This window comes from Anaerosporobacter sp. (genome assembly GCF_031551385.1).
In the GTDB taxonomy this organism is placed as follows: Bacteria; Bacillota; Clostridia; order Lachnospirales; family Lachnospiraceae; genus Anaerosporobacter.
This window is the reverse complement of record NZ_JAVBNS010000005.1, coordinates 1-24,521: the sequence shown is the minus strand read 5'-3', so window position 1 is coordinate 24,521 and position 24,521 is coordinate 1. Positions and strand designations below refer to the sequence as shown.

At 35.3% G+C, this 24,521-nt stretch carries 21 protein-coding genes and 1 pseudogene; all 22 read right to left on the bottom strand.

Annotated elements, in window-relative coordinates; all coding sequences use genetic code 11:
• Nucleotides 1-7 precede the first annotated feature (7 nt).
• Nucleotides 8-667: a phosphoribosylanthranilate isomerase gene (locus tag RMR19_RS00595; protein WP_310601608.1), complete on the bottom strand. Its 660-nt coding sequence runs from the start codon at nucleotides 665-667 to the stop codon at nucleotides 8-10.
• 6 nt (nucleotides 668-673) lie between these two features.
• On the bottom strand, nucleotides 674-1,465 hold the full coding sequence (gene trpC / locus RMR19_RS00590) for an indole-3-glycerol phosphate synthase TrpC (RefSeq protein WP_310601607.1): 792 nt from the start codon (nucleotides 1,463-1,465) through the stop codon (nucleotides 674-676).
• 71 nt (nucleotides 1,466-1,536) lie between these two features.
• Complete coding sequence (trpD, locus tag RMR19_RS00585; protein ID WP_310601606.1) at nucleotides 1,537-2,544, bottom strand: anthranilate phosphoribosyltransferase; 1,008 nt, start codon at nucleotides 2,542-2,544, stop codon at nucleotides 1,537-1,539.
• A 90-nt stretch (nucleotides 2,545-2,634) separates the two neighbouring features.
• A complete protein-coding gene (locus RMR19_RS00580; RefSeq protein WP_310601605.1) occupies nucleotides 2,635-3,201 on the bottom strand; it encodes an anthranilate synthase component II in 567 nt (188 codons plus the stop codon).
• A 14-nt stretch (nucleotides 3,202-3,215) separates the two neighbouring features.
• Nucleotides 3,216-4,673: an anthranilate synthase component I gene (gene trpE / locus RMR19_RS00575; RefSeq protein ID WP_310601604.1), complete on the bottom strand. Its 1,458-nt coding sequence runs from the start codon at nucleotides 4,671-4,673 to the stop codon at nucleotides 3,216-3,218.
• A gap of 413 nt (nucleotides 4,674-5,086) precedes the next feature.
• Nucleotides 5,087-5,935: an endonuclease VIII gene (locus RMR19_RS00570; RefSeq protein ID WP_310601603.1), complete on the bottom strand. Its 849-nt coding sequence runs from the start codon at nucleotides 5,933-5,935 to the stop codon at nucleotides 5,087-5,089.
• Between the two features lie 215 nt (nucleotides 5,936-6,150).
• The gene (locus RMR19_RS00565) at nucleotides 6,151-7,767 is read right to left on the bottom strand and encodes an AAA family ATPase (RefSeq protein WP_310601641.1); all 1,617 of its coding nucleotides are present in this window, start codon (nucleotides 7,765-7,767) and stop codon (nucleotides 6,151-6,153) included.
• Between the two features lie 87 nt (nucleotides 7,768-7,854).
• A complete protein-coding gene (locus RMR19_RS00560) occupies nucleotides 7,855-8,622 on the bottom strand; it encodes a prolipoprotein diacylglyceryl transferase (protein WP_310601602.1) in 768 nt (255 codons plus the stop codon).
• A gap of 59 nt (nucleotides 8,623-8,681) precedes the next feature.
• Nucleotides 8,682-9,503, bottom strand: coding sequence for an oxidoreductase (locus tag RMR19_RS00555; RefSeq protein ID WP_310601601.1), 822 nt, complete (start codon nucleotides 9,501-9,503; stop codon nucleotides 8,682-8,684).
• A gap of 133 nt (nucleotides 9,504-9,636) precedes the next feature.
• A complete protein-coding gene (locus tag RMR19_RS00550; RefSeq protein WP_310601600.1) occupies nucleotides 9,637-10,788 on the bottom strand; it encodes a hypothetical protein in 1,152 nt (383 codons plus the stop codon).
• A gap of 12 nt (nucleotides 10,789-10,800) precedes the next feature.
• A complete protein-coding gene (locus RMR19_RS00545) occupies nucleotides 10,801-11,313 on the bottom strand; it encodes a hypothetical protein (protein WP_310601599.1) in 513 nt (170 codons plus the stop codon).
• Between the two features lie 11 nt (nucleotides 11,314-11,324).
• Nucleotides 11,325-11,927: a DUF6709 family protein gene (locus RMR19_RS00540; RefSeq protein WP_310601598.1), complete on the bottom strand. Its 603-nt coding sequence runs from the start codon at nucleotides 11,925-11,927 to the stop codon at nucleotides 11,325-11,327.
• Between the two features lie 19 nt (nucleotides 11,928-11,946).
• Complete coding sequence (locus RMR19_RS00535) at nucleotides 11,947-13,089, bottom strand: hypothetical protein (protein ID WP_310601597.1); 1,143 nt, start codon at nucleotides 13,087-13,089, stop codon at nucleotides 11,947-11,949.
• A 4-nt stretch (nucleotides 13,090-13,093) separates the two neighbouring features.
• Nucleotides 13,094-13,858, bottom strand: a complete 765-nt coding sequence (locus RMR19_RS00530) for a tRNA threonylcarbamoyladenosine dehydratase (protein ID WP_310601640.1) — start codon at nucleotides 13,856-13,858, stop codon at nucleotides 13,094-13,096.
• 298 nt (nucleotides 13,859-14,156) lie between these two features.
• Nucleotides 14,157-14,816 carry a YkgJ family cysteine cluster protein gene (locus RMR19_RS00525; protein ID WP_310601596.1) on the bottom strand — a complete coding sequence of 220 codons (660 nt, stop codon included), beginning with the start codon at nucleotides 14,814-14,816 and terminating at the stop codon, nucleotides 14,157-14,159.
• A 121-nt stretch (nucleotides 14,817-14,937) separates the two neighbouring features.
• Nucleotides 14,938-15,108 (bottom strand): annotated as a pseudogene (locus tag RMR19_RS00520) (GNAT family N-acetyltransferase); the annotation flags it as partial.
• Between the two features lie 12 nt (nucleotides 15,109-15,120).
• Complete coding sequence (locus tag RMR19_RS00515; protein ID WP_310601595.1) at nucleotides 15,121-15,414, bottom strand: hypothetical protein; 294 nt, start codon at nucleotides 15,412-15,414, stop codon at nucleotides 15,121-15,123.
• A 205-nt stretch (nucleotides 15,415-15,619) separates the two neighbouring features.
• Nucleotides 15,620-17,089: an RICIN domain-containing protein gene (locus RMR19_RS00510; RefSeq protein WP_310601594.1), complete on the bottom strand. Its 1,470-nt coding sequence runs from the start codon at nucleotides 17,087-17,089 to the stop codon at nucleotides 15,620-15,622.
• Between the two features lie 54 nt (nucleotides 17,090-17,143).
• A complete protein-coding gene (locus RMR19_RS00505; RefSeq protein WP_310601593.1) occupies nucleotides 17,144-20,509 on the bottom strand; it encodes a cellulase family glycosylhydrolase in 3,366 nt (1,121 codons plus the stop codon).
• A 597-nt stretch (nucleotides 20,510-21,106) separates the two neighbouring features.
• Entirely contained in the window at nucleotides 21,107-22,186 is a 1,080-nt protein-coding gene (locus tag RMR19_RS00500; protein ID WP_310601592.1) for a S66 family peptidase, read from the bottom strand.
• Between the two features lie 93 nt (nucleotides 22,187-22,279).
• On the bottom strand, nucleotides 22,280-22,888 hold the full coding sequence (locus RMR19_RS00495) for a non-canonical purine NTP pyrophosphatase (protein ID WP_310601591.1): 609 nt from the start codon (nucleotides 22,886-22,888) through the stop codon (nucleotides 22,280-22,282).
• Between the two features lie 190 nt (nucleotides 22,889-23,078).
• Nucleotides 23,079-24,254 (bottom strand): CD3324 family protein, encoded by a 1,176-nt coding sequence (locus RMR19_RS00490; RefSeq protein ID WP_310601590.1) that lies wholly within the window; start codon nucleotides 24,252-24,254, stop codon nucleotides 23,079-23,081.
• Nucleotides 24,255-24,521: the final 267 nt, after the last annotated feature.

Sequence of the window (24,521 nt, the reverse complement as noted above, 5' to 3'; positions counted from 1 at the left end):
ATCTCTCTTATCCTATATTCTTACGGATTTTTTCAACAAAGTTTTTGATTTTCTCTTCGTCTTTGAATCCATCTGTTTCAAGCCCACTACTTGCATCAACGCCATATGGTTTAACTTCTTGTATCGCCTGCAATGCATTTTCCTGTGTAATACCACCAGCTAAGAAAAACGGCTTATTCATCTTCTTAATCATGCTCCAGTCAAATGTCTTACCATTTCCACCTTCACATTCCACTGAAAATGTATCTAATAAAATATAATCACAATCATAGGAATTCGCACGTTCAATATCCGCCTCTTCCTTCACACGTACAGCCTTGATTATACCGGTCTTCTTATCTGTCACATCTGAATCCACTTCTGTCTTATCCAAGTATGTTCGTAACCGTGTAATATACTCTGCGTCTTCATCACCATGTAACTGCGCATATTGAATAATATCCTTCTGAATTAAACTTGCTACCCATTCCACTGGTTGATTAACGAATACACCAACTCTGATAAGTGCCGGATTTAAAGCATTTTTTAATTCTTCTGCCAATTCTTCACTAACTTGTCGTTTACTCTTTGCAAATACAAAACCAATGTAGTCTGGCATGTTTCTATTCACATACTCAACGTCTTCTAAACGACGTAATCCACAAATCTTGATTTTCGTTGTTGACAACTTTCGTCACCCCCTACTGCTTTCAATCAATTCTTGCAACTGTTCTCTACGATTTGACGCTGTCATCATTGTCTCTCCAATCAGAACACCATCAACACCATTTGCAACTAATTCTTTAATATCTTCTGTTGTTTTAATTCCACTTTCTGATACAAACAATATATCTTTAGGAACTAGTGCACGTAAGCGAATACTGTTATGAATATCTACTTTAAATGTCTTCAAATCTCTATTATTAACACCTATTATTTTTGCTCCTGCTTGTAATCCTCGTTTCACTTCCTCTTCATCATGTGCCTCAACCAAAACTGACAATTGAAGTGAATTTGCTATTTCTATATAAGTATGTAATTGTTCATCATCTAAGATTGCACAGATTAACAAAATCGCACTTGCTCCAATTGCTTTCGCTTCATAAATCTGATATTCGTCTACCGTAAAGTCTTTTCTTAACACTGGAATTGACACATTTTTTGTAATCTCCTGTAAGTATGCATTATCTCCCTTGAAGTAATGTGGTTCTGTTAATACCGAGATTGCACTTGCTCCTGCTGCTTCATAATCCTTTGCAATCTCTACATATGGAAAATCTTCTGCAATCACGCCTTTGGAAGGAGACGCTTTCTTCGCTTCACAGATAAATGATAGACCCTCTTTAGCAATAGCTTCTTCAAAAGATGCTGTTTTATTCTTCATACACTCTAATGCTTTTTGTTTCATTTCTTCTAAAGAGATTTCTTCCTTTTGAGTGGCTACTCGAAGTTTTGTTTTCTCTGCAATTTCTTCTAATATATTCATATCATTTTCTCCTATTATCTAATCAACTGATACACTGATTGCTACGCATTTCATGCCCTTGCATCATCATATTATGCTTGGCTCAATGCGATAAACCTATCTAACTGCGCTTTTGCTGCTCCACTTGCAATTGTCTCTCTTGCAAGTTCAACTGCTTCTTCTATTGTTAACTCATCCGAAGCAACATAAATTGCTGCGCCTGCATTAAGAATAACTGCGTCTGTTTTTGGTCCTTGCATACCATTCAAGATATCTAATGCAATCTTTGCATTCTCTGCTGGCTCTCCACCTACTAATTCAGACTTTTCACAACGTGTAAAACCAAATTGTTCTGGTGTAATTTCATATGTTTTAAATACATCATTCTTGAATTCACATACTTTTGTTGGAGCACTCATTGAGATTTCGTCTATGCTGTCTTCTCCATACACAACCATTGCTTTCTTAACACCAAGATTATGAAGTACATGTGCAAGTGGCTCTACTAAATCCTCACTATACACTCCTAATAATTGCATACTAGCTCCCGCTGGATTTGCTAATGGTCCTAATATATTAAACAATGTTCTTATTCCCATCTCTTTTCTTACAGGGCCTACAAAACGCATTGCTGTATGATATTTTTGTGCAAATAAGAAACAGATATTAATTTCTTTTAAAAGTTCTGAACTTCTCTCTGGCTCAAGGTCAATCTTAACGCCAAGTGCTTCTAAGCAATCTGCTGTACCACATTTACTAGAAGCAGCACGATTTCCGTGCTTCGCAACTGGTATTCCTGTTGCTGATACGACAATCGAAGCCATTGTAGATATATTGAATGTATTCGATCCATCTCCGCCTGTTCCTACGATTTCTAATACATCTAAGTCATTTAAGAATCTTTCACAATGCATTCTCATAACTCTTGCTGCTGCTGTAATTTCATCTATTGTCTCACCCTTCATTGCCATTGCTGTTAAAAATGATGACTTTTGTGCATCTGTCGCTTGATTTGTCATAATCTCATTCATAACTGCTTCTGTCATTTCTGGTGTTAAGTTTTCTTTCTTACTTAATATTGCAATTGCCTCTTTTATCATAATATAATTCCTCTACCCTTTCTTATAATCTGCTTACTTTGCATTACGGATACCTATCGTCAATGAAGAATGCGTCCTCTTCACATTTTTCTATCCCTCTAAAAAATTTCTTATCATTGTATGCCCCTCAGGTGTCAAGATAGACTCTGGGTGAAACTGTAGTCCATACACTTCATGGTCTCTATGTTTTACCGCCATAATCTCACCATCATCTGTCTTTGCCGTTACTATTAATTCCTCTGGAATTGTATCTCGTACAGCTATTAATGAATGATATCTTGCAACTTTTACTCGTTTCTCTAATCCCCTGAAAATCTTACTCTCTATATCAACATCTACTTCCGATTGCTTCCCATGCATTAACTGTTTCGCATAGGAAACCGTCGCTCCGAATTCTTGACATATCGCTTGATGCCCTAAGCACACACCAAGGATTGGTCTTTTTCCTGCAAAGTAACGAATTGCTTCTCTACAAACACCTGCATCTTCTGGTCTTCCTGGTCCAGGAGAAATAATGATATGTGATGGATTCATCGCTTCAATCTCTTCCACCGTTTTTTCATCATTTCTTATCACTGTAATATCACTGTTCATTGTTCCTATTAGTTGATATAGGTTATATGAAAAACTATCATAATTATCAATTAATACTATCATGTTCTCCCTCCATTCTATAACGCTTCCTGTCCATCGTTTACTGCGTTCATTACTGCCTTCGCCTTGTTAATACACTCTTGGAACTCATTCTCTGGAACGCTATCTGCTACAATTCCAGCTCCTGAACGAACAAATACTTTTCCATTCTTCTTATATGCAATTCGTATTGCAATACAGGTATCCATATTTCCAGTAAAATCAATATATCCGATTGCTCCACCATAGATACCACGCTTATTATTCTCTAGTTCATTGATAATTTCCATTGCACGAATCTTTGGTGCTCCCGATAACGTTCCTGCTGGTAATACCGCATCTATTGCATCAAGGCTGCAATATTTATCATCTATCGTTGACATTACTGTAGATCCAATGTGCATAACATGAGAATATCTTTGAACCTCCATATACTTCTCAACTTCTACGCTACCAAACTTGCTAATCTTACCTAAGTCATTTCTTCCAAGATCAACTAACATGTTATGTTCTGCAAGCTCTTTACCATCTGCTAGTAACTCTTTCTCTAACTCTTCATCTTCCGCTTTGTCTTTTCCTCTTGGTCTTGTACCCGCTAGTGGAAATGTATGTAGTGATCCATTCTCTAGCTTCACTAACGTCTCTGGTGACGCTCCTGCCACTTCCATATCATCACTACTAAAATAAAACATATACGGAGAAGGATTCAATGTACGAAGCATACGATACGTATTCAACAAGCTTCCTTCAAACTGCGCTTCCAAACGATTTGACAATACTACTTGGAAGATATCTCCCTCATAGATATAGTTCTTAGCCTTTGTAACCATTTCGCAGTATTCTTCTTTCGAAAACAATGTTGTGAATTCTGAAGTAAGTTTTCCTGGTTTTTCAATCAGTGGTTCACCATATCTGATTAACTCTATCATTTGGTTAATTTCATCAACACAACGATTATATTCATTCTCTAAGTCTTCTACTCTTGCATTTGCAATTACGAAAATCTTCTGCTTCACATTATCAAATGCAATTACCTTATCGAATAACATTAAATCTACATCACGGAAATTTTCTTCATCGTTGGCAGTTAATTTTAATTTTGGTTCTTTATACTTTGCATAATCATAAGCAAAATATCCAACTAACCCTCCTGTAAATGTTGGCATACCTTCAATCTTAGGGCTTGTATACTGACGTAAGATTTCTTTGATGCATTCCCCTGGATTTTGATTCATCGTTTGAATCTCTTCACCCTTCTTTACCGTTACCGTTCCATCAGCACACGCAACTTCCATCTTAGGGTCATAGCCAAGGTATGTATATCGTCCCCATACTTCTTGATTCTCTACACTTTCTAACAAATAACAATGGCGGCTTACTTTCTTTAGTGCTCGTAACACCTCAATTGGAGTACGGATATCTGATAAAATCTCCGTATAAACTGGAACAACTTGGTATCCCTCTGCAACTTGTTTTGCTTCTGCTAATGTAATCATGATATTCCTCCCTTTCATTCATCACTATTTTTAAACAACAAACAACGCCCCTGACTATTGCTCTATAAACAATAGTCAAGGACGGTTATAATTAAACTTATACCGCGGTGCCACCTTGCTTTATGGTTTCCCACACTCTCTACGAAATACTATCATATTTCTGACAACTTACGTATGCCTTCACGTCATGGAATACTTGAAGTTTATAAAACTTCTTTGACCATGCCCTCAGTGGTCCATTTAATGAACTGCAATTCTATAGGGTTCTCACCTTCCCCCACTCTCTGTAAGCGCATATTTCATTTTTATCTCCACCTCAACGGTTTAAAGATATTCAATTGATTTGAATTGGTAATTTACTTTATTATACTACTGTCACATAAAATGTCAATCGTTTTTTTAATTTTTTTATTCTATTCTCTTTGACAATGCTCGCAAAAATATATCGTACCACCAAGATAGCTCGCTTTACGAAGCTCATATCCACACTTTGTACATGGTGTCCACAATGTCTTTTTGCTTAACCACGTCTGATAATTACCTGGATTTCCAAGCAAATCTTTTTCCGTATCACGCCCACCTTCTTCACACATTTGACGAACAACCTCACATGTACAAGTATATAATTTATAAAATTCCTCTTCTGTTAAACTTGCCATATTGCATCTTGGATGTAATCCAGCTTGATATAAAATATCTTGCAACGTTCCATTACCGATACCAGGGAATCTCTGCTGTGTTCCAAGGAATGCTTTAGCTGAAACTTTCTTTCCCTTGCTTTGTTCATATACTTGTTTAAAATACTCATACGTAAATGCTTCCATCAACGGAGTTATCTTCTCTTTCGAACTAAGATAATGCTCGTTTTCGCATGTTCCTTCTTCAAACACTCCCATAAATCCATACATTTGCACTGACGCCACAACCGCCGTGTCATCATCAAAGCGGATAAACAATTGACTCTTCTTTGGAAATTTCTTTGGATCATCGTAATACCTCGGATAAGCACCATCTGCAAACACTACTCTCATATCTTCTAATTCCAACTCAATAATTCCGCTATAGTAATTCGCTCCAGTAACCTGCTTTCCTTCTAATTGCTCTTCAAACAAATCTTGTTCACCCCAGAACCATGCAAATCTATGTGGTGACTGTAACACAATAACTTCACTTACGATTTTATCTTTTAATACTTCCTTCATTTGTTTTGCAATCGTATAACTTTCTGATAATTCTAACATATAACCACCCTTCCTTTTCATTATAAGCTTTAATATTCATTCTTTCTCTCTTACTAATAATATACCACTTTAACCAGACACAGTATGTCATATATAAAAAAATATCGTAACTATTTATGACTAAGTTGTCCTTTAAGTTACGATATTTTTATATTATTTATTATAAGTGACTCTTCAAAATGTAATAATGCAATGTGTTTTCTGTCGGAAATGTATTATCGAACAAAAGCAAGTATTTATATACCGGAAAGTTCCTCCACCTTACAAAAGTGTTCTTTTGTCTTCCGATTATAGCTGATTCCAACAGCAAAAACTCGTCCTGTATATTTTTTCCTTTCACCCAATTTTCCCCTAAATCGAAAGTCATAGTTTTTATCCTTAATCTGTTGAATCGCTTCATCTGGTGAACAGTCAATCTTTAATTCAAGAATAAGTGCATCTGCCCCTTTTCTTTCAGGATAGAAAATAAAATCCACATATCCTTCACCGGCTTTATCCTCACGCTCTACCCGATATCGATCTCTTGCCGCCAGATATACCAAATTAACCACTGCCGACAATTCAATCTCACTGTTATACGAAAAAATCGGTGACTCTGTATCGTGTGCAAACTTAAGAATTTCTGTCATAGTCTTAGTATCACTGGAAAGCGTTGCCTTTAACATTTTTTCTGATTCCTTCGCTAAACGATAAACGTACCCAAATGATTCTTTCGACATTAACAGTTTTTTAAATTGATCCATAATTTCGCGATTTGGTATAAAAACTTTTCTTTCCTCATAAGTTAAAAGTCCATAAACCAGCATTGCTGAATAGATTTCCTCTTTGGTATTTAGATTCATAGAAGCTGCTGCATAATTTTGAATCTCTGTTTCGATTCCCTCTCCTGCTATCATCAAAACAAGATCCTCTCTAACCTCTTCTATGTTATTACGAACATAATAGAAAATCTCGTCATAAGGTCCTGAACTCGTCCAATAGTCTGCCAGTTCATTATCTGACAATGCACATACAACAGAGCGTGGATTATACATTCTCTCACCCATTGCTGTATAGTAACCGTCATACCAAACACGCAGATCTCCCCTGGATATTTCTGGGCTCTCGGTCTCTTTCTTATAAACCTCATATAGTGTATCAACTTCACGATCAAGAAATCCAAAGTATTCACTAAATTTTTTCTTCGTGGCCATATCGTACTCAAGAAACATATTTAATTCCGAACCACTAGAGTATTTTGCAATCGGAAGCACGCCTGTCATATATGCAAGTTCTACGTATACCTGATCTTTTAGTAAATTTTTAAGAAACAGAAGATACTCCTTTTGCTCCTCACTTGAAATATAGGACATATGAAAAACCGCATCCCACTCATCCATTACAAAGACAAATCGGTGAGTGGTCTTCTGAAAAACAACCAGAAGAATATCCCAAATCGACATATTCTTATCAATGTTCAACTCTGAATAGGTCTGCAAAATATCTTCTTTTATACCTCTTGAAATACGATTGATATAGTTCTGATAAGTATTACAATTCTCTGGCACTCTGCTGAAATCAATATAAATCACATTATGCTGATTAAGATGTTCTTCATAACCTTTCATTTTTGCAATCACCAGTTTATCAAACACATCATAAGCATCTTGCGTTTTTCCGAAAAAAGCACCAATCATATTTGCCATAACACTTTTTCCAAAACGACGCGGTCTTGTGATGCATATATACTTATTGATTCCTCCAAGCACAGGAAAAAGATCTTTCATCAATAATGATTTATCAACAAAGTATTTATTTAAAAACACTGCTTTGTAAGATGTATATGGAACATTACTGTTCAAAAACATTCCCATATTCATACACCCCTTCCTATCCGTTTACGCTTATGATAACACAACCAATGTAGTTTGTCATTCAAGTTCACACACAAAGGGGTTTTTTTACTCTCGAATCATATCTGCTGCCACCCCGCGCTTTTTATTCGCATAAAACAATACCGCTGCTATAACTACAAAGAAAATCGAGATAAACTGTGATGTTGACAGGAAACCAACTACACCACGTTCATCATCTCGTAAAAATTCAATTAAGAACCTTCCCATTCCATATAACACAAGATATAATGCCGCTGTATTTCCTTTGTACTTCGCTTTTCTCGCATAAAGAATTAAAATCCCTGCTATTAAAAAATCTCCTCCTGCCGAGAATAACTGCGTTGGTAATACTTTCACACCTGCAGGTGCCATACTATTCTCTGGAAATGTTACTCCTAATGCACAACTTGTTTCACTACCATAGCAACAGCCTGCTAAAAAGCAACCAAGTCTTCCAAATCCTTGCGCAATCGATATAGAGGGCATTACAATATCAAAGTAACTCATAAAGCTAAGTTTTTTCTTTATGCAATACAACATGCACGCTAATACACCAGCTATAATTCCACCATAAACAACAAAACCTTCTGAACCTAATACAGCTAATGGGTCTTTGATAAAATCTTTAAATTCAACAATAACATATAATAATTTTGCTCCAACAAAACCACTGATAATTGCAATTAATGCAACATCAACAATCGCTTCTTGGTTTAGCCCATAAGCTTTTGCACGGTGTGTTGCCACAAATACTGCCAACATAAATCCAATCGCAATCATAAGACCATATCCATGAACGGTAAAACCGCCAATTGTAAACATATCTTTTAACATATACTTTTTCTCCTTTGATTCAACTCACAACATAACTATTTGGGACTTTATCCTTCTAGTTACCTCATGACTTTCTTAATTATTTTATCATACATTCGATCCGAAAGTATATGTTTTGAAAATACAGACAACTTCGCTCCATATCCAACTAGATATCTTGTCTTCGGCTTCTTCGCACGAACTGCTCTTGCAATTGTGTTTGATATAAGTTCTGGCTTAGAAATAGAATTCGATGTGTATGCCTTTTTAAAATAATTCGCAACACGATTTGCTTGCTTCTTGTATGCTCCTTTCGCAGAAACCTCTTGCAGATGATTTGCTGCGATAATTCCCCAATCGGTTTTTATTGCCCCTGGCTCAATTAATACTACGTCAATACCAAATGGCTCAACCTCCATACGAAGACAATCCGAGAAACCTTCTACCGCATATTTTGTTGCATGATACCACGCTCCGAATGGCGTGCATACTCTGCCTGCCATAGACGATATATTAATTATCTTACCAGCATGTTGTTTCCTCATTGTAGGAAGTACTAATTGTGTCATACGTGCAAGACCAAATAGATTTACATCTAATTGCTTTCTCGCTTCCTCCATTGGAACATCTTCAATTGCTCCATAGAATCCATACCCTGCATTATTCACAAGCACATCGATTCTTCCCTCTTTCTTTACTACGCTATCTACACAAGCAATCATAGACTCCTCATCCGTTACATCTAACGACATAATTGAAACACCTTTTTGCTCGATATCCTTCATCTTATCCATTCGGCGTGCAGCGCCATATACTTTATATCCCATATCCTTTAAAACTAACGCAGTATCTTTTCCAATTCCAGATGATGCACCTGTTATTAATGCTACTTTCTTAGCCAAATCATTGCACACTCCTTTTTTATCAATTCTTGATTAATTCTTAGTCAATTATACTCTTATTTCTCAATTTGTCATATAGAATTTTATTTTGTAGTGTGCAAGGCTTGGGATTGAACAATAACTTTATTCCATCTTAAGTCCTATAATTAGCAGGTAACTTTATCTTGGCTTGGTTTTTTCTCTTACTTTGCTTCATATAGACTGCTCCGACAATAACCCCAGCACTGCCAAATATTCCGCCAAATATTAAAATCCCTGCTTCTTTAAATTTCAAATCATCTCTCGCTTCTTTTGCTGATAAATTTTTTTCTCTTAGATATGCACTCTTTTCAGTTGTTTTACTTGAATATCTTTCTCGATAAATAGTAGCACCACCATTACGCGCGTCCCAATACTCATCATAGTCAACACTCTCTTTGAACGTTTCTGCTGATGTAGTATCTGCATAGTAAATATAATGAAGTCCACCTACTGACCATACTTTATACGCCACTGCCTTTATCGTTTCTTCATACTTATAATCCGTAGGTATAAGAGCGCACCGCACAAAAAATGTCGCTGTTGATACTACCAAAATAGTCACTCCTATTATTAATGCCTTTTTCCCCTTCCTCTTGTCCTTCTTATTAAATTCATCGGCAATTTCGTCTCTTATTGGCAAGTGTTCTGTTTCTGCATGTTCTTGTTTTTCAACAGATAATCGTCTCTCAAGTTCGCCCACTATTTCAATTGCCGCATCTTTATCCGCAAAATCAATTGCCGCAATCTCCTTGCCTCCTACCGCATAGATATGAATTTTAATTGCTTCTTCCCCTTTTCTTATATTCCAGTCGCGCGAATCCACTACTTTTATTGATTTTGCATCATCATACTTAATAATCTGTAATCTTTTCGACAAAAATCTTGACAACGGAAACATAAGAACATATTTTGTACCAATATATATTACCCTGTTTCGTTGCTCAACACATTTTGCATTATACATATCGTTTTCTAAATCTTCTATCGTTCCAAGTCCATCCATAGCCTCTACAATTTTCTTTTTACAAACTGCTTTACGCATTGAAAATACAGCTAGTATTGCAATTATAACTGTTCCAAGAAACAGTCCAATCAAAAATTTCACTATAGGTTCACCCATGTCGAGCTTTCCTTCTTCTCCTGCACATAGATATAAAAGGAAAGGGAGTGGTATTAACAGCTTTATTAGAGCTTTCCCCATTTTCTTTTTTGCATCATCGATTTTTATGTATATATTTTTCTCTATCCAGTTTTCATTATTCATCGTTTTACTTTCCTATCCCCTCAGCTTGTTTTTTCCTTTACTCATCACTAACAATACAACACCCATAATCAACACAATCCCACCAAAAAACCAACCTACAGATATTGTTTTTGCTTCTTCTAGCCACAACTTATTTCGTACTTCTTTTGCTGATAATTCTTTTTCCTTTATAAATATACTTTTTCGCGCAGTATCACTTGAATACTTTTCGCGATAAATTGTTGCTCCACCAAACTGTGCAGAAGCACTTTCCCCCGAAGTGGCACGTTCTCGAAATGTTGCTGCCGAGGTACTATCCATATAGTGGATAAAGTGGCTATCTCCCACCGTTTCTACTTGATACGCATCCGCTCTTACATTTCCTTTATATTTATAATCTGTCGGTACTTTTGCGCAGTTTGCAATAAAATATACCGTTGATAACACCATTATAATAACACCAATTACCAATGCTAAAATCCCATATTTTTTATCTCTTGTATTAAGTTTCTTTGCAACCGCATCTCTTATTGGTAAATTTTCCATCATTTCATCTCCTATTTCTCTATTGATATATTTCTTTCTATCTCTTCAACAATCTCGATTGCATGATCCTTGCTGTTTGTGTTCACAATACCGACTTCCTTACCACTTGCATCCACTAATTGGATTTCTATTCCCCTAGCTCTCTCTTTGTGATTGTATCGGTAATCCATAACTTTCATTGTTACTGCCATATCATATCTAATTACTTGTAATTTTGCAGGATTCAGCGTTGTCCAATATACAGTAAAAACATATTTTTTCCCAACAAAGATAGAAAACACTGGCGCATCAAATCTTTTTGCGTTTTTCATGTCCTCATCAAATTCTTCTATTGTTCCTTTTCCCTCAAGAAACTTCTCAATTTTCTTTTGGTATACAGATCTGTTTAATCTCAATACCGTAATTGCTATACATAGCAATAGACCGATTCCACACATAAGTCCAATTCTTAAACTTGGAGTCTCTAAAAAATCTGTACTTGATTCCGCCTGTGCCTGCCAAAATGAAACCCCTACCGTAAGAACTAATAAAAACATTACCCTTGTTACTGTCCTTGCCTTGTTTTTCTCAATTTTTTTATATACATTTTCCTCTAACCAACTTGTAGTATTCATCACTCTACTCCTTTTTCTTTTATTGTATTTTTATAACCTTCTCGCTTTTTGCTCTTCTTATATTTATCGCCATTAATAGTGCTCCTGCAAACAATACTATAAAGCCGAATATCCAACCAAATAGCAGTACAAGGAATTCATCACCTCGCGCTTTCTCCTTGACCTCTTTTGCTGACAAGTTTTTCTCTTTTAAAAATACACTTTTTTGCGCTTTATTACTTGTATATTTTTCACGATAAACGGTAGCACCTCCAATGCGTGCTGCATTATACTCTTCTTCACTAGCTACTTCTCGAAACATTGCCGACGAAGTCGTATCTGCATAGTAAATATAGTTAATTCCACCTTGATATCCCACTTTATATGCCACTGCCTTTATCGTTTCTTCGTATTGGTAATCCATCGGAATGCTCGCACCCTTCACACCATAATACAAGGTTGATCCAATCATCAACATTGCACCAACCACAACTACTCCAATGTTCAACTTCCAATCTCTCTTATTCAGTTTGCTTGCAACCTGCTCTTTGATTGACAATTGATTCTCAGTATCCGGTCTTTGTTCCCCTCTTGATAATTGTTCTTCCATCTCTCCAATAATGCCAATCGCATCTTTTTTATTGCTTATTCCGATAAAGTCAATCGCCTTTTTTCCCAATCTATTAATCTGGATCTGAATACCTGTCTGACTACCTCTTCCTGCTTTAAAACGTGCATCAACAATTTTTACAGATACTGCATCATCATACTTAATTACTGTCACTCTTTCTTGAGAAAACATTGTAAAAGACAGATTGATAATATATCTTGAACCAACAAATGTTACCATCTCCGCATTCTCGAATTTCTTTGCATTACGCATATCTTCCTCTAAATCCTGTACCGTTCCTAACTCCTTCATCGCATATATTACTCTATCTTTATATACAGATTCATTTGTTGCTTTTATATTTAATAATGCGCATATTGTTAAAAAAATAGGTGCTACACTTACATAGATCGGCGTTTCTTTTCCTATTCGAAAATCGCCTGCAGAACATATCTGCCAAATCATAAAAGCGCCCCAAAGAACTAGAAAAGAAATTAGCATTCTTATTATTGCTTTTCTTACCTTCCTAACTTTCCCACATACATTCTCATCCAACCAACTTGTTTTCTCCATCTCTCTACTCCTCTAATATTTTATTCAGATTTTTCACAACTTCTCCTGCCATAATCAGCCCTGCAACAGATGGTACAAACGATAAACTTCCTGGAATATCTCTTCGATCCGTACATTTTCTCTGCGCTCCCGGTGGACAGATACAATGGCTTCTGCAGCTCATTGACATATCTTCTAATGGCCTTTTTGGTTTTTCCTTGGAATAAACAACAGTTAATTTTTTAACACCTCTTTTTTTAAGTTCACGTCTCATCACCTTAGCTAATGGACACATTGTTGTTTTATAGATATCAGTCACTTCAAATCTTGTAGGGTCTAACTTATTTCCTGCCCCCATACAACTAATGATAGGAATACCAGCCTCTTTTGCTCGCATAATAATATCAAGTTTAGCTGTCACGGTATCTACTGCATCCACTACATATGTATAATTCGAAAAATTAAATTGTCCTGCTGTTTCAGGAAGATAGAAACACTTATGCACTGTAACCTCTGCCCTTGGATTAATATCAAGTATTCGTTCCTTCATAACATCTACTTTATATTTTCCCACTGTCTTTCTTGTTGCTATAATCTGACGATTGATATTCGTTAAACACACCTTATCATCATCGATTAAATCAAATGCCCCAACACCACATCTTGCAAGTGCTTCTACCGTATATCCTCCAACTCCACCAATTCCAAATACCGCCACTCTTGCCTCTGCAAGTGTTTGCATATATTCCTCTCCAAGTAATAATTGCGCTCTAGAAAATTCATTTAACATATTCATATACCATCCTTATTATAAAAATATTAGTAATTTCACAGGACTATATCCTTTGAATTACATTTTCATATTAATTATATATGTTTTATATGTTAATGTACATATTACTTTTATTGAGTTAAAAATAATATATTTGACTGCAATCTTAAACAGTTATTACCATTATCACAACTATTTTACATATTAATTCAGCATTCGGCAATAGGACTTTTGCTTTATTAGACACAAAAAGACAAAGTATGTTAATCTACTTTGCCTCGTTTACAAATAATTATTGTTTTTTCTTTCTAATTTTCTATATATTCTTTCTTGCGTTTTCCAATCGTTCTGCAAATTGTTCGTAGAAATCTTTTTCCTTTTCAAACGGAGTCAAATAAAATAGTTGAAGAATATACATTGTTATTTTCTTTCTGAGTGCCTCATCTTCCGTTGATTTCATCATCAACTGTACTTCCTTCAAGAAGTAATGCCATACATTCACAAACTCTTGATTCTTCTTTAAATCAGGTGTATCAATCCATTTACTTAGCTTCACCTTTGTCTTGTTTGGCTTTGCACACTCATGAACTTGTAGAATATACCGAAATCTCTCATCATCATAATATCTTCCCAGCGGAAAGATACGGCAAAATCCTGGACGAGAAGCGTGAATACTGCATCGTCCTTCTTCATTTAAGAACACACAACGCTCCTCTTCTCCAGTCATACGAAGATTCGGAAGTATTACTCCATCTACTAGGTTAAGTTCAATCTTATCTGTTAATAACTCTTCAAATTTGCACTCTAGTTTTATAGATAAACGGTGAATATCCAGTGGGTCTAATACAAGTGAATTTCCCATTCCTTGGCAACATGCAGAACATCCATTACAGTCATCACAACCTACTTTCACCATATCATTCAACTCATAGAACTTACCATCTGATATCTCATCTAAACTACAATTTCTTTTCATACTTATACCATGCCTATCACCGATTCACTTGTGATACTGCCCACATACTTACGGTCGAAAGAATCACTGGGCTGCATGTTCACCTTCACATTATTTTCTCTCAACCTAATACCAATGTATTTTATATCTCTCGCAACATATTATAACGCGTTTCTTCTTCATCAAAAATTATGAAACCACATTTTTTATAAAGAGAAATCGCTGTTGTATTCGTCTTATATACGCCAAGTGCCACTAACCCAAGATCTTTTTCTTTTGCTTCTTCAACAACAAGATCCATTAGCTGTTTGCCATAACCCTTGCCTCAATGTTCTTCTCTCACAAGAATTAGAGCTAATCTTAAATAATCGTCTTCACTTACAACAGTTGTCCACAATGCTCCTGCTATTTCACCGTTCTCATCCACATATTCTTTTATTTTATTGTTCATAGTGTCGATACCATCTGGAAGAAGTTGATTCAAATCAGTCATCGCCTGTTCAATACAAGCTTCACGCTCTTTCCTCTCTTTATCAGATAACATCTCTATTCCTGCACATGTTGTGCCAATTATATATTCCTTTAATTTTTCATAAGACATATCTTGTTCTTTTAACATATAGTCACGTCCTTTTCAACCAATTATATATCCGTATCTATTCTAGCATATATTATGATGAATTAGAAGAAAAAAGCTCTTGCTTATCATTGATGCAGATTCTAAGTTACCATTCGCAGCAACCTCTAATAAATCTACTTCACTGATATAGCAAAGAGCTTTTCTTTTTTAACTTATAATTTTAAGAATTAGAATTTTTATTTTATTAATTAAATACAGAACATCTTTTTGATGTTGCTTTAATACCATATTGTCCATTAATAATAATTCTACCTTGTTCTGTTAAGGACGTACCTTCCCAATCATTTACCATATCAAGATAAGCCCAATCATCTCCGTTACCTTTCCATGACCATGCCATGTATCCAGCACCTTTTTCTTGACAGTAGCTCATAATTGTTGCTTCATCAACGTCACCATTTGTATGTCTGATTCCAAACTCGCCAATGCAAAGTGGATATCCGATATTTAATGCCGCATCGATGTTAGATTTTACAACGCCAGGAGCACCTGCATATTCATACATATGTATTGAGAACATTGTATTTTTAAGGTTATCAGATTGTGCTACTGTTTTACCATAGTCAAAGATAGATTGTGGGTATTGACCCCAACCAGCACAGTCAACCATGATTGTATTCTTAATTCCTGCATTTCTAAGCTTTGGTATTACAGATGTATAACCGTTACACCAGTTCTTTCCGTCCCAAGCTCCAGCCCATTCATTTGCAATGTTAAGGATAACTGTTTTTTCGTGTCCGATTAATGCATTTTTCATTTCAATCCAATATTGTCCTGCTCTCTCAATATCAGAAATACTATCTGAACCTGTAGCATCATGTACTTCCACAATAGCAACTAATTTGTTTTGTTCACACAATTGAATTAGACTTTGTAATTGTGATAACGATGTCTTATCCCATTGTTGTCCATCCCCAAGTACGATTCTTACACAATTTGCTCCAGTCTTGGCGATTGCTGGAATTGCTATGTTTTCTTTTCCTTGATACCATGCATAAGCATGATTAATTCCTCTCATAACAAATGGATTACCATTTGCATCATATAGAGTTGTTCCCTTAATATAAAATCCGTCACTAACTGGCTTTTGGTCTGGATTTGTTGCTGAAACCTTTGTGAATTTCCATCTTTGTTGGCTATTCCCATTGTCTGACCATTGTTGAACATTTGCACCATCATGAGTAAATCCACCATATACATCAAGGGCTTTCCCGCTACATTCTGCAATCAGTTTATAATAACCATCATTTGTACTTACGATTCTCCATCTTTGATGTGATGAACCATTATCTGACCATTGTTGTATGTTTGCACCGTCATGCGTGTATCCACCTTCTACATCAAGTGCTTTTCCACTATTCACAGATAACAATTTGTAATAGCCATTTCCCACATCAACTACTTTCCATTGTTGACTGCTACTTCCATTGTCTGCATTCTGCTCTACATTTGCACGATCACTTGTACTTCCCCCAGATACCGTAAGCATTTTTCCACTATGCTTAGCACTAATCTTGTAAACCTCGTTCGATACAATTCCTGTATCGTTTGATGCGCCTACGAAAATGTTGTTTGTACTCGCCTTTACATTACCAGGGAATAGTAGCGAAACAACCATTGCAGCTGACATCAATAAGGATAAACCTCTTCTCATACTTAAATCCTCCTAATACAATATAGTTTTTTCCTTTACTATCAAATGTAATGATTAAAAATCAAGACTGAAATCAGATATTTCTAATGTTCCAGTTGCTGGAGCTTCTCCTGCACCTGTGTAAATCTTAAATTGAACACCTTTCACATCAGTAGAACCTTGTAATGCATCAGCGTTAACCCATTTTGTAAGTGCTGATTTCCAGATTAATGCTCCAAAATCATATACTACATCAACAGATTCACCTGGTTCGATGATTCTTTCCGTTGTTTTATCAGTCGCAGTTTGTCCACCTGTTTCTTGCCATGTCCAACCACCACCAGTACGTAGTACTAATGATACATGAATTGCTTGTGTTCCTTTGTTTGTTAATGTACAAGAAAGACTTGCATATTGTGACCAATCTTGTCCTGTTCCTAATCCTGGTTGCGTTTCTGTTGAAACACCTGCTGCATCTTCAACGGTTACATTTTCGTATTTTACAAAGATTGTTTCATCTAGTAATCCACTTGCTGTTGTTTTAGCAAATGAAGACTCTGCGAAATCCCAAGCATAATAGCTTGCTGATTTTGGTCTATTCATTTCTGCAATTGTAGAATCGTAGATTCCATCTGCTAAATCGAAATCAATTGCATGAACTTCAAGACTACCTGCAAATCCGCCACCACCAGCTTGTACACGAAGAATAAGTCTGTTTGCTGATTTTGTAGCAATCTTTGCTAGTGGAACTGTTACCATTACAGTTGTTTTCGCTGGAATCTTAACATATTGTGCTGGCTCAACCCATTCCCAATCACCATCTTTTACGATTGTTTGAAGTTGGATTTCTTTTTCATTTGGATTTGTCACAACAATGTTCATGTTTTTGTATGCGCTTAAATCTAATGTTACTTTTGGATCAACTTGGAAACATGGATAGTTTTCTGTTGCAAGATTGAATGACATCTCCATCCCGCCAGTTTCAAGTTTTGTAATCTTTGCTACTGTTGCTGCCTGTGGCTTATCACTTCCGTTAATACCTACATACCAATCATCATAGTTCGCAATGATACCTGGATTAATTTCAGTGAATACACTCTTGTCCCCTGTTGTTAATACAAGTGGTGCACTTTTTGCTGATTCATTTCCTGCATCGTCAAATGCTGCTACTGTAAATGTATATGCTGTACTTTGTGCTAATCCAGTTACTGCATAACTTGTTTTTGTTGTAACGCCTAATTTAACTCCATCTTGATATACGATGTAACCTTCTACTCCAACGTTATCTGTTGATGCAGTCCATGATAGGTTTGCTGTTGTTACTGAAGCTGTACCTTTTACATTAGCTGGTACAGTTGGCGCTTCTTTGTCGTTACTATCAAGTGTTGTAACGCTTACTACATTACTTTTCGCTGATTCATTTCCTGCTGCATCTAATGCACTTACAGAAAATGTGTAAGCTTTGTTTGCTTTTAAATATTTTACTGTATGGCTATTTGATTGACTAATATCAACTAATACTCCATCTTGATAAATATTATATGCTACTACACCAGTATTATCTGTTGATGCTCCCCAGTTTAATTCTACAGAATTGTAGCTAGTAGCTCTTCCTGTTACATTTGATGGTACTGTTGGAGCTTCATTATCAACTACACCTGTATAACTAAATACAGAACAAACTTTTGATGTTGCTTTAATACCATATTGACCATTAATAATAATTCTACCTTGTTCTGTTAATGAAGTACCTTCCCAGTCATTTACCATATCAAGATAAGCCCAAGTGTCTCCGTTACCTTTCCATGACCAAGCAATGTATCCAGCACCTTTTTCTTCACAGTAGCTCATAATTGTTGCTTCATCAACATCACCATCTGTATGTCTAATTCCGAACTCTCCAATACAAACTGGATATCCAATGTTTAATGCAGAATCAATGTTTGATTTTACAACGCCAGGAGCACCTGCATATTCATACATATGAATTGAGAACATTGTATTTTTAAGTTTATCTGATTGTGCTACTGTTTTACCATAGTCAAAGATAGATTGTGGGTATTGTCCCCAACCAGCACAGTCAACCATAATGGTATTCTTAATTCCTGCATCTCTAAGTTTTGGTATAACAGAAGTATAACCATCACACCAGTTCTTTCCGTCCCAAGCTCCTGCCCATTCATTTGCAATGTTAAGGATAACTGTTTTTTCATGTCCGATTAATGCATTTTTCATTTCAATCCAGTATTGTCCTGCTTTCTCAATATCAGAAATACTATCAGAACCTGTAGCATCATGTACTTCTACAATAGCAACTAACTTGTTTTGTTCACATAATTGAATTAAGCTTTGTAATTGTGCTAACGATGTCTTATCCCATTGTTGTCCATCTCCAAGTACAATTCTTACACAGTTAGCTCCAGTTGCGGCGATTGCTGGAATTGCTATGTTTTCTTTTCCTTGATACCATGCATAAGCATGATTAATTCCTCTCATAACGAATGGATTACCATTTGCATCATATAAAGTTGTTCCCTTAATATAGAATCCGTCACTAACAGTCTCTTGTGGTGTCTTATTTGTTGTTACATTCACGCTACTCTTACTTGATTTGTTTCCAGCAGCATCTTTTGCTTGTACAGAGATTGTATATGTAATGTTTTGGTTTAATCCCGTTGCTGTATATGCTGTAGCTGTTGTTGTTCCAACATATGAATCATTAACATAAACATCGTATCCTACTACTCCAACATTATCAGTTGATGCATTCCAGCTTACTGTTGCTGAATTTGTTGTTTGAGAAACTGATTTAAGACCACTTGGAGTTGAAGGTGCTTCTACATCTTCATTTACACTTGGGTCTGGATCCGTACTTGGATCTGGATTTGTTGCTGAAACTTTTGTGAATTTCCATCTTTGTTGGTCATTCCCATTGTCTGACCATTGTTGTACATTTGCACCATCATGAGTATATCCGCCTTCTACATCAAGTGCCTTCCCACTACATTCAGCAATCAATTTATAATAGCCGTCATTTGTACCTACGATTCTCCATTTTTGATGTGATGAACCATTATCTGACCATTGTTGAACGTTTGCACCATCGTGAGTGTATCCACCTTCTACATCAAGTGCTTTTCCACTATTTACTGCTAGCAATTTGTAATAGCCATTTCCTGCATCAACTACCTTCCATTGTTGATTGCTACTACCATTATCTGTATTCTGCTGTACATTGCCACCATCGCTTGTACTTCCCCCAGATACAGTAAGCATTTTCCCACTATGCTTTGCGCTAATCTTGTACACCTCGTTTGATACAATTCCTGTATCGTTTGATGCGCCTACGAACATGTTGTTTGTACTCGCCTTTACATTACTTGGGAATACTAATGAAACAACCATTGCAGCTGACATCAATAAAGATAAACCCCTTCTCATACTAAAATCCTCCTAATACAATATAGTTTTTTGCCTTTATTATGAAACCTCTCTATGCTCTCCCCTCCTATTTTATTATTTTAATAAAGACATTCTATTTCATTGCTTCTTAGCAATTACTAAGAAACATTGAAATTCAAAACACTGTACACCCCTCAAATATGTACTTTAACTAATTTTTAGTCATTTTTAGCCTTTAGTCCTATTCTTATATGCTTATTTTTGTTAATTTCTACTTAAAGTTATATCTCATTTTAAGTTATATGTCAAGTTATTTTAATATATTTTTTGATTAATTTGACATTTCATTGTATGTTTTCACTATTTGCAGACTAATTTCAAACATTCCAACTGTTTTTCTTTCAAAATGCGCAAATATCATTTTAACTAAAATATATTCAAATCAAATTAATTTTACCCAACCTACTATTAATTATAACAATTCAAAATATTTACTTACTAAAACTACCTATCTCAGTATGCAAAAATTCTTTCGTTCCCGCAAAAATACTTTGTATGAACTCAAAAAGAGAGCAGGATATGTATCATCTACATCTCCTGCCCTCTAATCACAAAAGCACCTTATATCACTACCTTCTAAACAGCTTCATACAAGCTCTCTTTAAACACAATCTTCTTTCTATCCATATCCACCAAAACCTCAATCCCATATGGAATTACACAGCGTGGCAATGCATGTCCAAAATTAATATTATACATAATCGGAAGTTCTGGATTATCCACTACATCTCTAAAGATATCCTTGTATTCTTCATAATATTTTTCATCTTGTGGCTTTCCTACTATAATTCCATTCACCACATCGAAGACACCTTTTTCTTTCAATTTCAATAGTTCGGTTTTCATCAACTCTGGTTCAGGTTGCTCTTCGCATGTTTCTACGAACAATACCTTTCCACACCATTCCTCTTTCTCTGGAAAAAGAGTATATTTTTCACAGACAACTAATTCGTCCTCATACCTTGTCCCAGATAAAATGTCATACAGACTCTCAAGGCAGCCTCCTAATAACTTTCCTGAAAAACTTCCACTTCCCTGTATTATCTCATAGCCTCGCTCTTCCTTATGTGCAATTCGCTTTGTACCAATTGCAGCTCTGGAAAAGTCCGTCCGTTCCTCATACCAAACTTCACTAGCTGTAATTTCGTTTCTCTCAGCTCCAGTAAAATAACCTTCCCATGCATTTTTCGTATAAGGTAACATATCTGTCGCAATCTCACCCAAATCACAAATAAAACATGGTCCATAGTACGTTACCAAGCCCAATTTATAAAACATCAAATGATTAATTGTCGTATCTGAAAATCCCGTAAACAATTTTGGACTATTCTTTACCAATTTCACGAATTCTTCATCCCCTAATAAGTAAGGAAGCAAACGATAGGTATCATCTCCACCAATTGCACAGATAATCCCTTTAATTGAGTCATCTTTAAACGCCATCATCAAGTCTTCTGCTCGTTTTTCAGGATGCTCATGTAGATATTCAATTCCTTTTAAACTATTTGGCATAAATATTGGCTCTAATCCATATTCACGCAATCTTGCTATACCAATTTCTATATTATGACTGCAAAATTCTTCTCCAAGCATTCCACTTGATAGACTAACAATTGCTACTTTATCTCCTTTTGACAGTTGTTTTGGTTTAATCATCGTTTATTCCCCTTTCTGCTCTATATTTTTTAGAATACCATTGCCCTGAAATCAAATTATTAATTTCAATTTTTTAAATCTATATTCAGAATCTCAAAGTTTTACTAGATATTTCTTGAAAAACTCCAAAAACCCATCCTCTACAGCTAATTGATCCAATTCATCTTTATCAAGGTCATAATAATATTTACCCGACTTAATATCGATTGATATGCTATCTAACGGAAAACCTTCTTTCACTTTTTCATGCGATTTTGATGTTATTATGAATTCTCCACTCTCCATATTCTCATCCATCGCCCCATATATATGTTCTTCATCTATCACAAGACATATTGCATTTCGATATCTTGCTTTCAGATTTCCATACTTCGCAGCCAAACCAGAATAATAATCTCTCATCTCTGCATCTGTAAGTACCTTTCCAGCTACCGTTCTCACATGAACTCCTGGTTGTAACTCGTCTGGAATTGCATCAATATACAAGCCTGAATCACACGAAAATACTGGCATACCATATTCTTTGTAATAAGCCTTTGCCTTCAATGTAGCATTCTCTAACGGTGTATTCCCATCTTCAATCACTTCTGGTATCTCTTTGTTTAAGTCTTTTAGTCCAATAATTTCAATATTACTATCTGCTAATCTACGTTTCATTGCTGATATCTTAGCTGGATTTCCAGTTCCGTATAGTAGTTGCATATGTGCTCCTTTTTTCTGTTATTTTAATTAAATTCTTCAACATCGTATAACAGAATTTTACCACATCTAAAATGTAAAACATAGCACTTTACTATTCTCATAACTAAACGTAACTCTTTAGGATTTCCTTCTTCAAACTAAAATTATGCATACAAATCACACAAAACATGTGATTAGATGTTGTAATCACTTAATTAATACAATGCCAAATCTGCTCTTCCTGCGCTTTTACAAAATTAAATATTTGTATTGCACTATCCGCTAAACGTGTATCCTTCTGATTTAGAAAATAAGCAGCAAATAAAAGTTCAATACATTCCATAACATATGGTACTACTTTTTTCTCTTCCTCTGACAGTTTTATCTTTTTCTCATACCCCTCAAATACATTTTTCAATATTTCAAACCATTGATTTTCGGTTATCTCAAACTTTTCTTTTTCTGAAAGTAACCCCAAAAGGAAATAACACAAATCAAATATTCTTATATTTCTCTGACTTAAATCAAAATCGATATATCCAGAAAATTCTCTTTTATCAAATAAGAAATTTCCAAAATGAACATCTCGATGAATGAGTTGCACAGGTAAATTTTTATACAAAGATTCTAGGTTTGACACAATCATTTCATAGCTTTCTTTCTCAATATATTTCCACTCATTATTCTCTAATGATTGTTTTACCCAGCCATTCATTTCTTCCAACAAACTATTGTCCCAAAACGATTCCTGCTCTTCGCATTTTAGAAAAGCCAAGTGTAAATCAGCAATAATTTGCCCCATTTGAGATACAGTATTTATATCATCATTTATAGTAACAATATTATTTCCAGACAACCTGCTGCAAAGGATATAATAGTAATTCCCATCACTTGCAAATGTTTTATTGTCCTTTGTATCAATAATCTCCCCTACAGGAACTTTCATTCCCGCCAGTATGCTCATTATCTTTATATTTCTTTCTAACATGCTTTTATCTTCATAAACCTTTAGCATGTAATCTTCTCCAACTTGCCAAACCGTATTATATATCTGCGTTATAACATCTGATTTGACTTCCCACTTGGTAATAATTTTATCAACTTTCTCTCTCATCATATCATACTTCTTTCTTTGATTTATTATAATTCTTCTTATACTTGATTCTGCCAAATTATATAGCTGTGCTATTCTTTTATTATTTAACCCTTCCAAATGCTTTGTATATATGTGAGAATCTCTTTTCTGCAACTCAACTTTATAGTCTGTTGATTCATTAACATTTGTTTTTTCTCTTATCGGAATATAAATATATTCCCCTTGAACATAGTCTTGTATCATATCAATTAATCCCTCAGGCAATATACCATTTGCATTCTTGTATTTCATGAAATCAACTCCTTAAAACATTTCGGTTTGCCATAATTATATCATAGACTTAGATGAAATAATGTTTGTCTTTTGTTCTGACTCAAATGTAAACATAGTACATGACTCTGATACTTTATTAATATCATGAGTTGCCCGACAAATGGGCCATTTGAACCTTGAAAATTTAATATATTATCTTCAAATATGGTATAATTGAGGTATTAAGAAAAGGAGTGATCATATGTCTTTCTCATCAAATACCTCACAACAAATCAGTATATTTGA

Bases quoted from the DNA above. Each gene is read 5' to 3' on its own strand.
- RMR19_RS00510 (WP_310601594.1), bottom strand. From the start codon at position 17,089: ATGAGAAGAGGTTTATCCTTATTGATGTCAGCTGCAATGGTTGTTTCG.
- RMR19_RS00495 (WP_310601591.1), bottom strand. From the start codon at position 22,888: ATGCAACTACTATACGGAACTGGAAATCCAGCTAAGATATCAGCAATG.
- trpC (WP_310601607.1), bottom strand. From the start codon at position 1,465: ATGAATATATTAGAAGAAATTGCAGAGAAAACAAAACTTCGAGTAGCC.
- RMR19_RS00565 (WP_310601641.1), bottom strand. From the start codon at position 7,767: ATGGGAATGTTTTTGAACAGTAATGTTCCATATACATCTTACAAAGCA.
- RMR19_RS00550 (WP_310601600.1), bottom strand. From the start codon at position 10,788: ATGAATAATGAAAACTGGATAGAGAAAAATATATACATAAAAATCGAT.
- trpD (WP_310601606.1), bottom strand. From the start codon at position 2,544: ATGATAAAAGAGGCAATTGCAATATTAAGTAAGAAAGAAAACTTAACA.
- RMR19_RS00545 (WP_310601599.1), bottom strand. From the start codon at position 11,313: ATGGAAAATTTACCAATAAGAGATGCGGTTGCAAAGAAACTTAATACA.
- RMR19_RS00500 (WP_310601592.1), bottom strand. From the start codon at position 22,186: ATGATTAAACCAAAACAACTGTCAAAAGGAGATAAAGTAGCAATTGTT.
- RMR19_RS00540 (WP_310601598.1), bottom strand. From the start codon at position 11,927: ATGAATACTACAAGTTGGTTAGAGGAAAATGTATATAAAAAAATTGAG.
- RMR19_RS00505 (WP_310601593.1), bottom strand. From the start codon at position 20,509: ATGAGAAGGGGTTTATCTTTATTGATGTCAGCTGCAATGGTTGTTTCA.
- RMR19_RS00560 (WP_310601602.1), bottom strand. From the start codon at position 8,622: ATGTTAAAAGATATGTTTACAATTGGCGGTTTTACCGTTCATGGATAT.
- RMR19_RS00530 (WP_310601640.1), bottom strand. From the start codon at position 13,858: ATGTTAAATGAATTTTCTAGAGCGCAATTATTACTTGGAGAGGAATAT.
- RMR19_RS00570 (WP_310601603.1), bottom strand. From the start codon at position 5,935: ATGAAAAGGAAGGGTGGTTATATGTTAGAATTATCAGAAAGTTATACG.
- RMR19_RS00535 (WP_310601597.1), bottom strand. From the start codon at position 13,089: ATGGAGAAAACAAGTTGGTTGGATGAGAATGTATGTGGGAAAGTTAGG.
- RMR19_RS00580 (WP_310601605.1), bottom strand. From the start codon at position 3,201: ATGATAGTATTAATTGATAATTATGATAGTTTTTCATATAACCTATAT.
- RMR19_RS00490 (WP_310601590.1), bottom strand. From the start codon at position 24,254: ATGAAATACAAGAATGCAAATGGTATATTGCCTGAGGGATTAATTGAT.
- RMR19_RS00525 (WP_310601596.1), bottom strand. From the start codon at position 14,816: ATGAAAAGAAATTGTAGTTTAGATGAGATATCAGATGGTAAGTTCTAT.
- RMR19_RS00515 (WP_310601595.1), bottom strand. From the start codon at position 15,414: ATGTTAAAAGAACAAGATATGTCTTATGAAAAATTAAAGGAATATATA.
- trpE (WP_310601604.1), bottom strand. From the start codon at position 4,673: ATGATTACATTAGCAGAAGCAAAACAAGTTGCAGAGGGATACCAAGTT.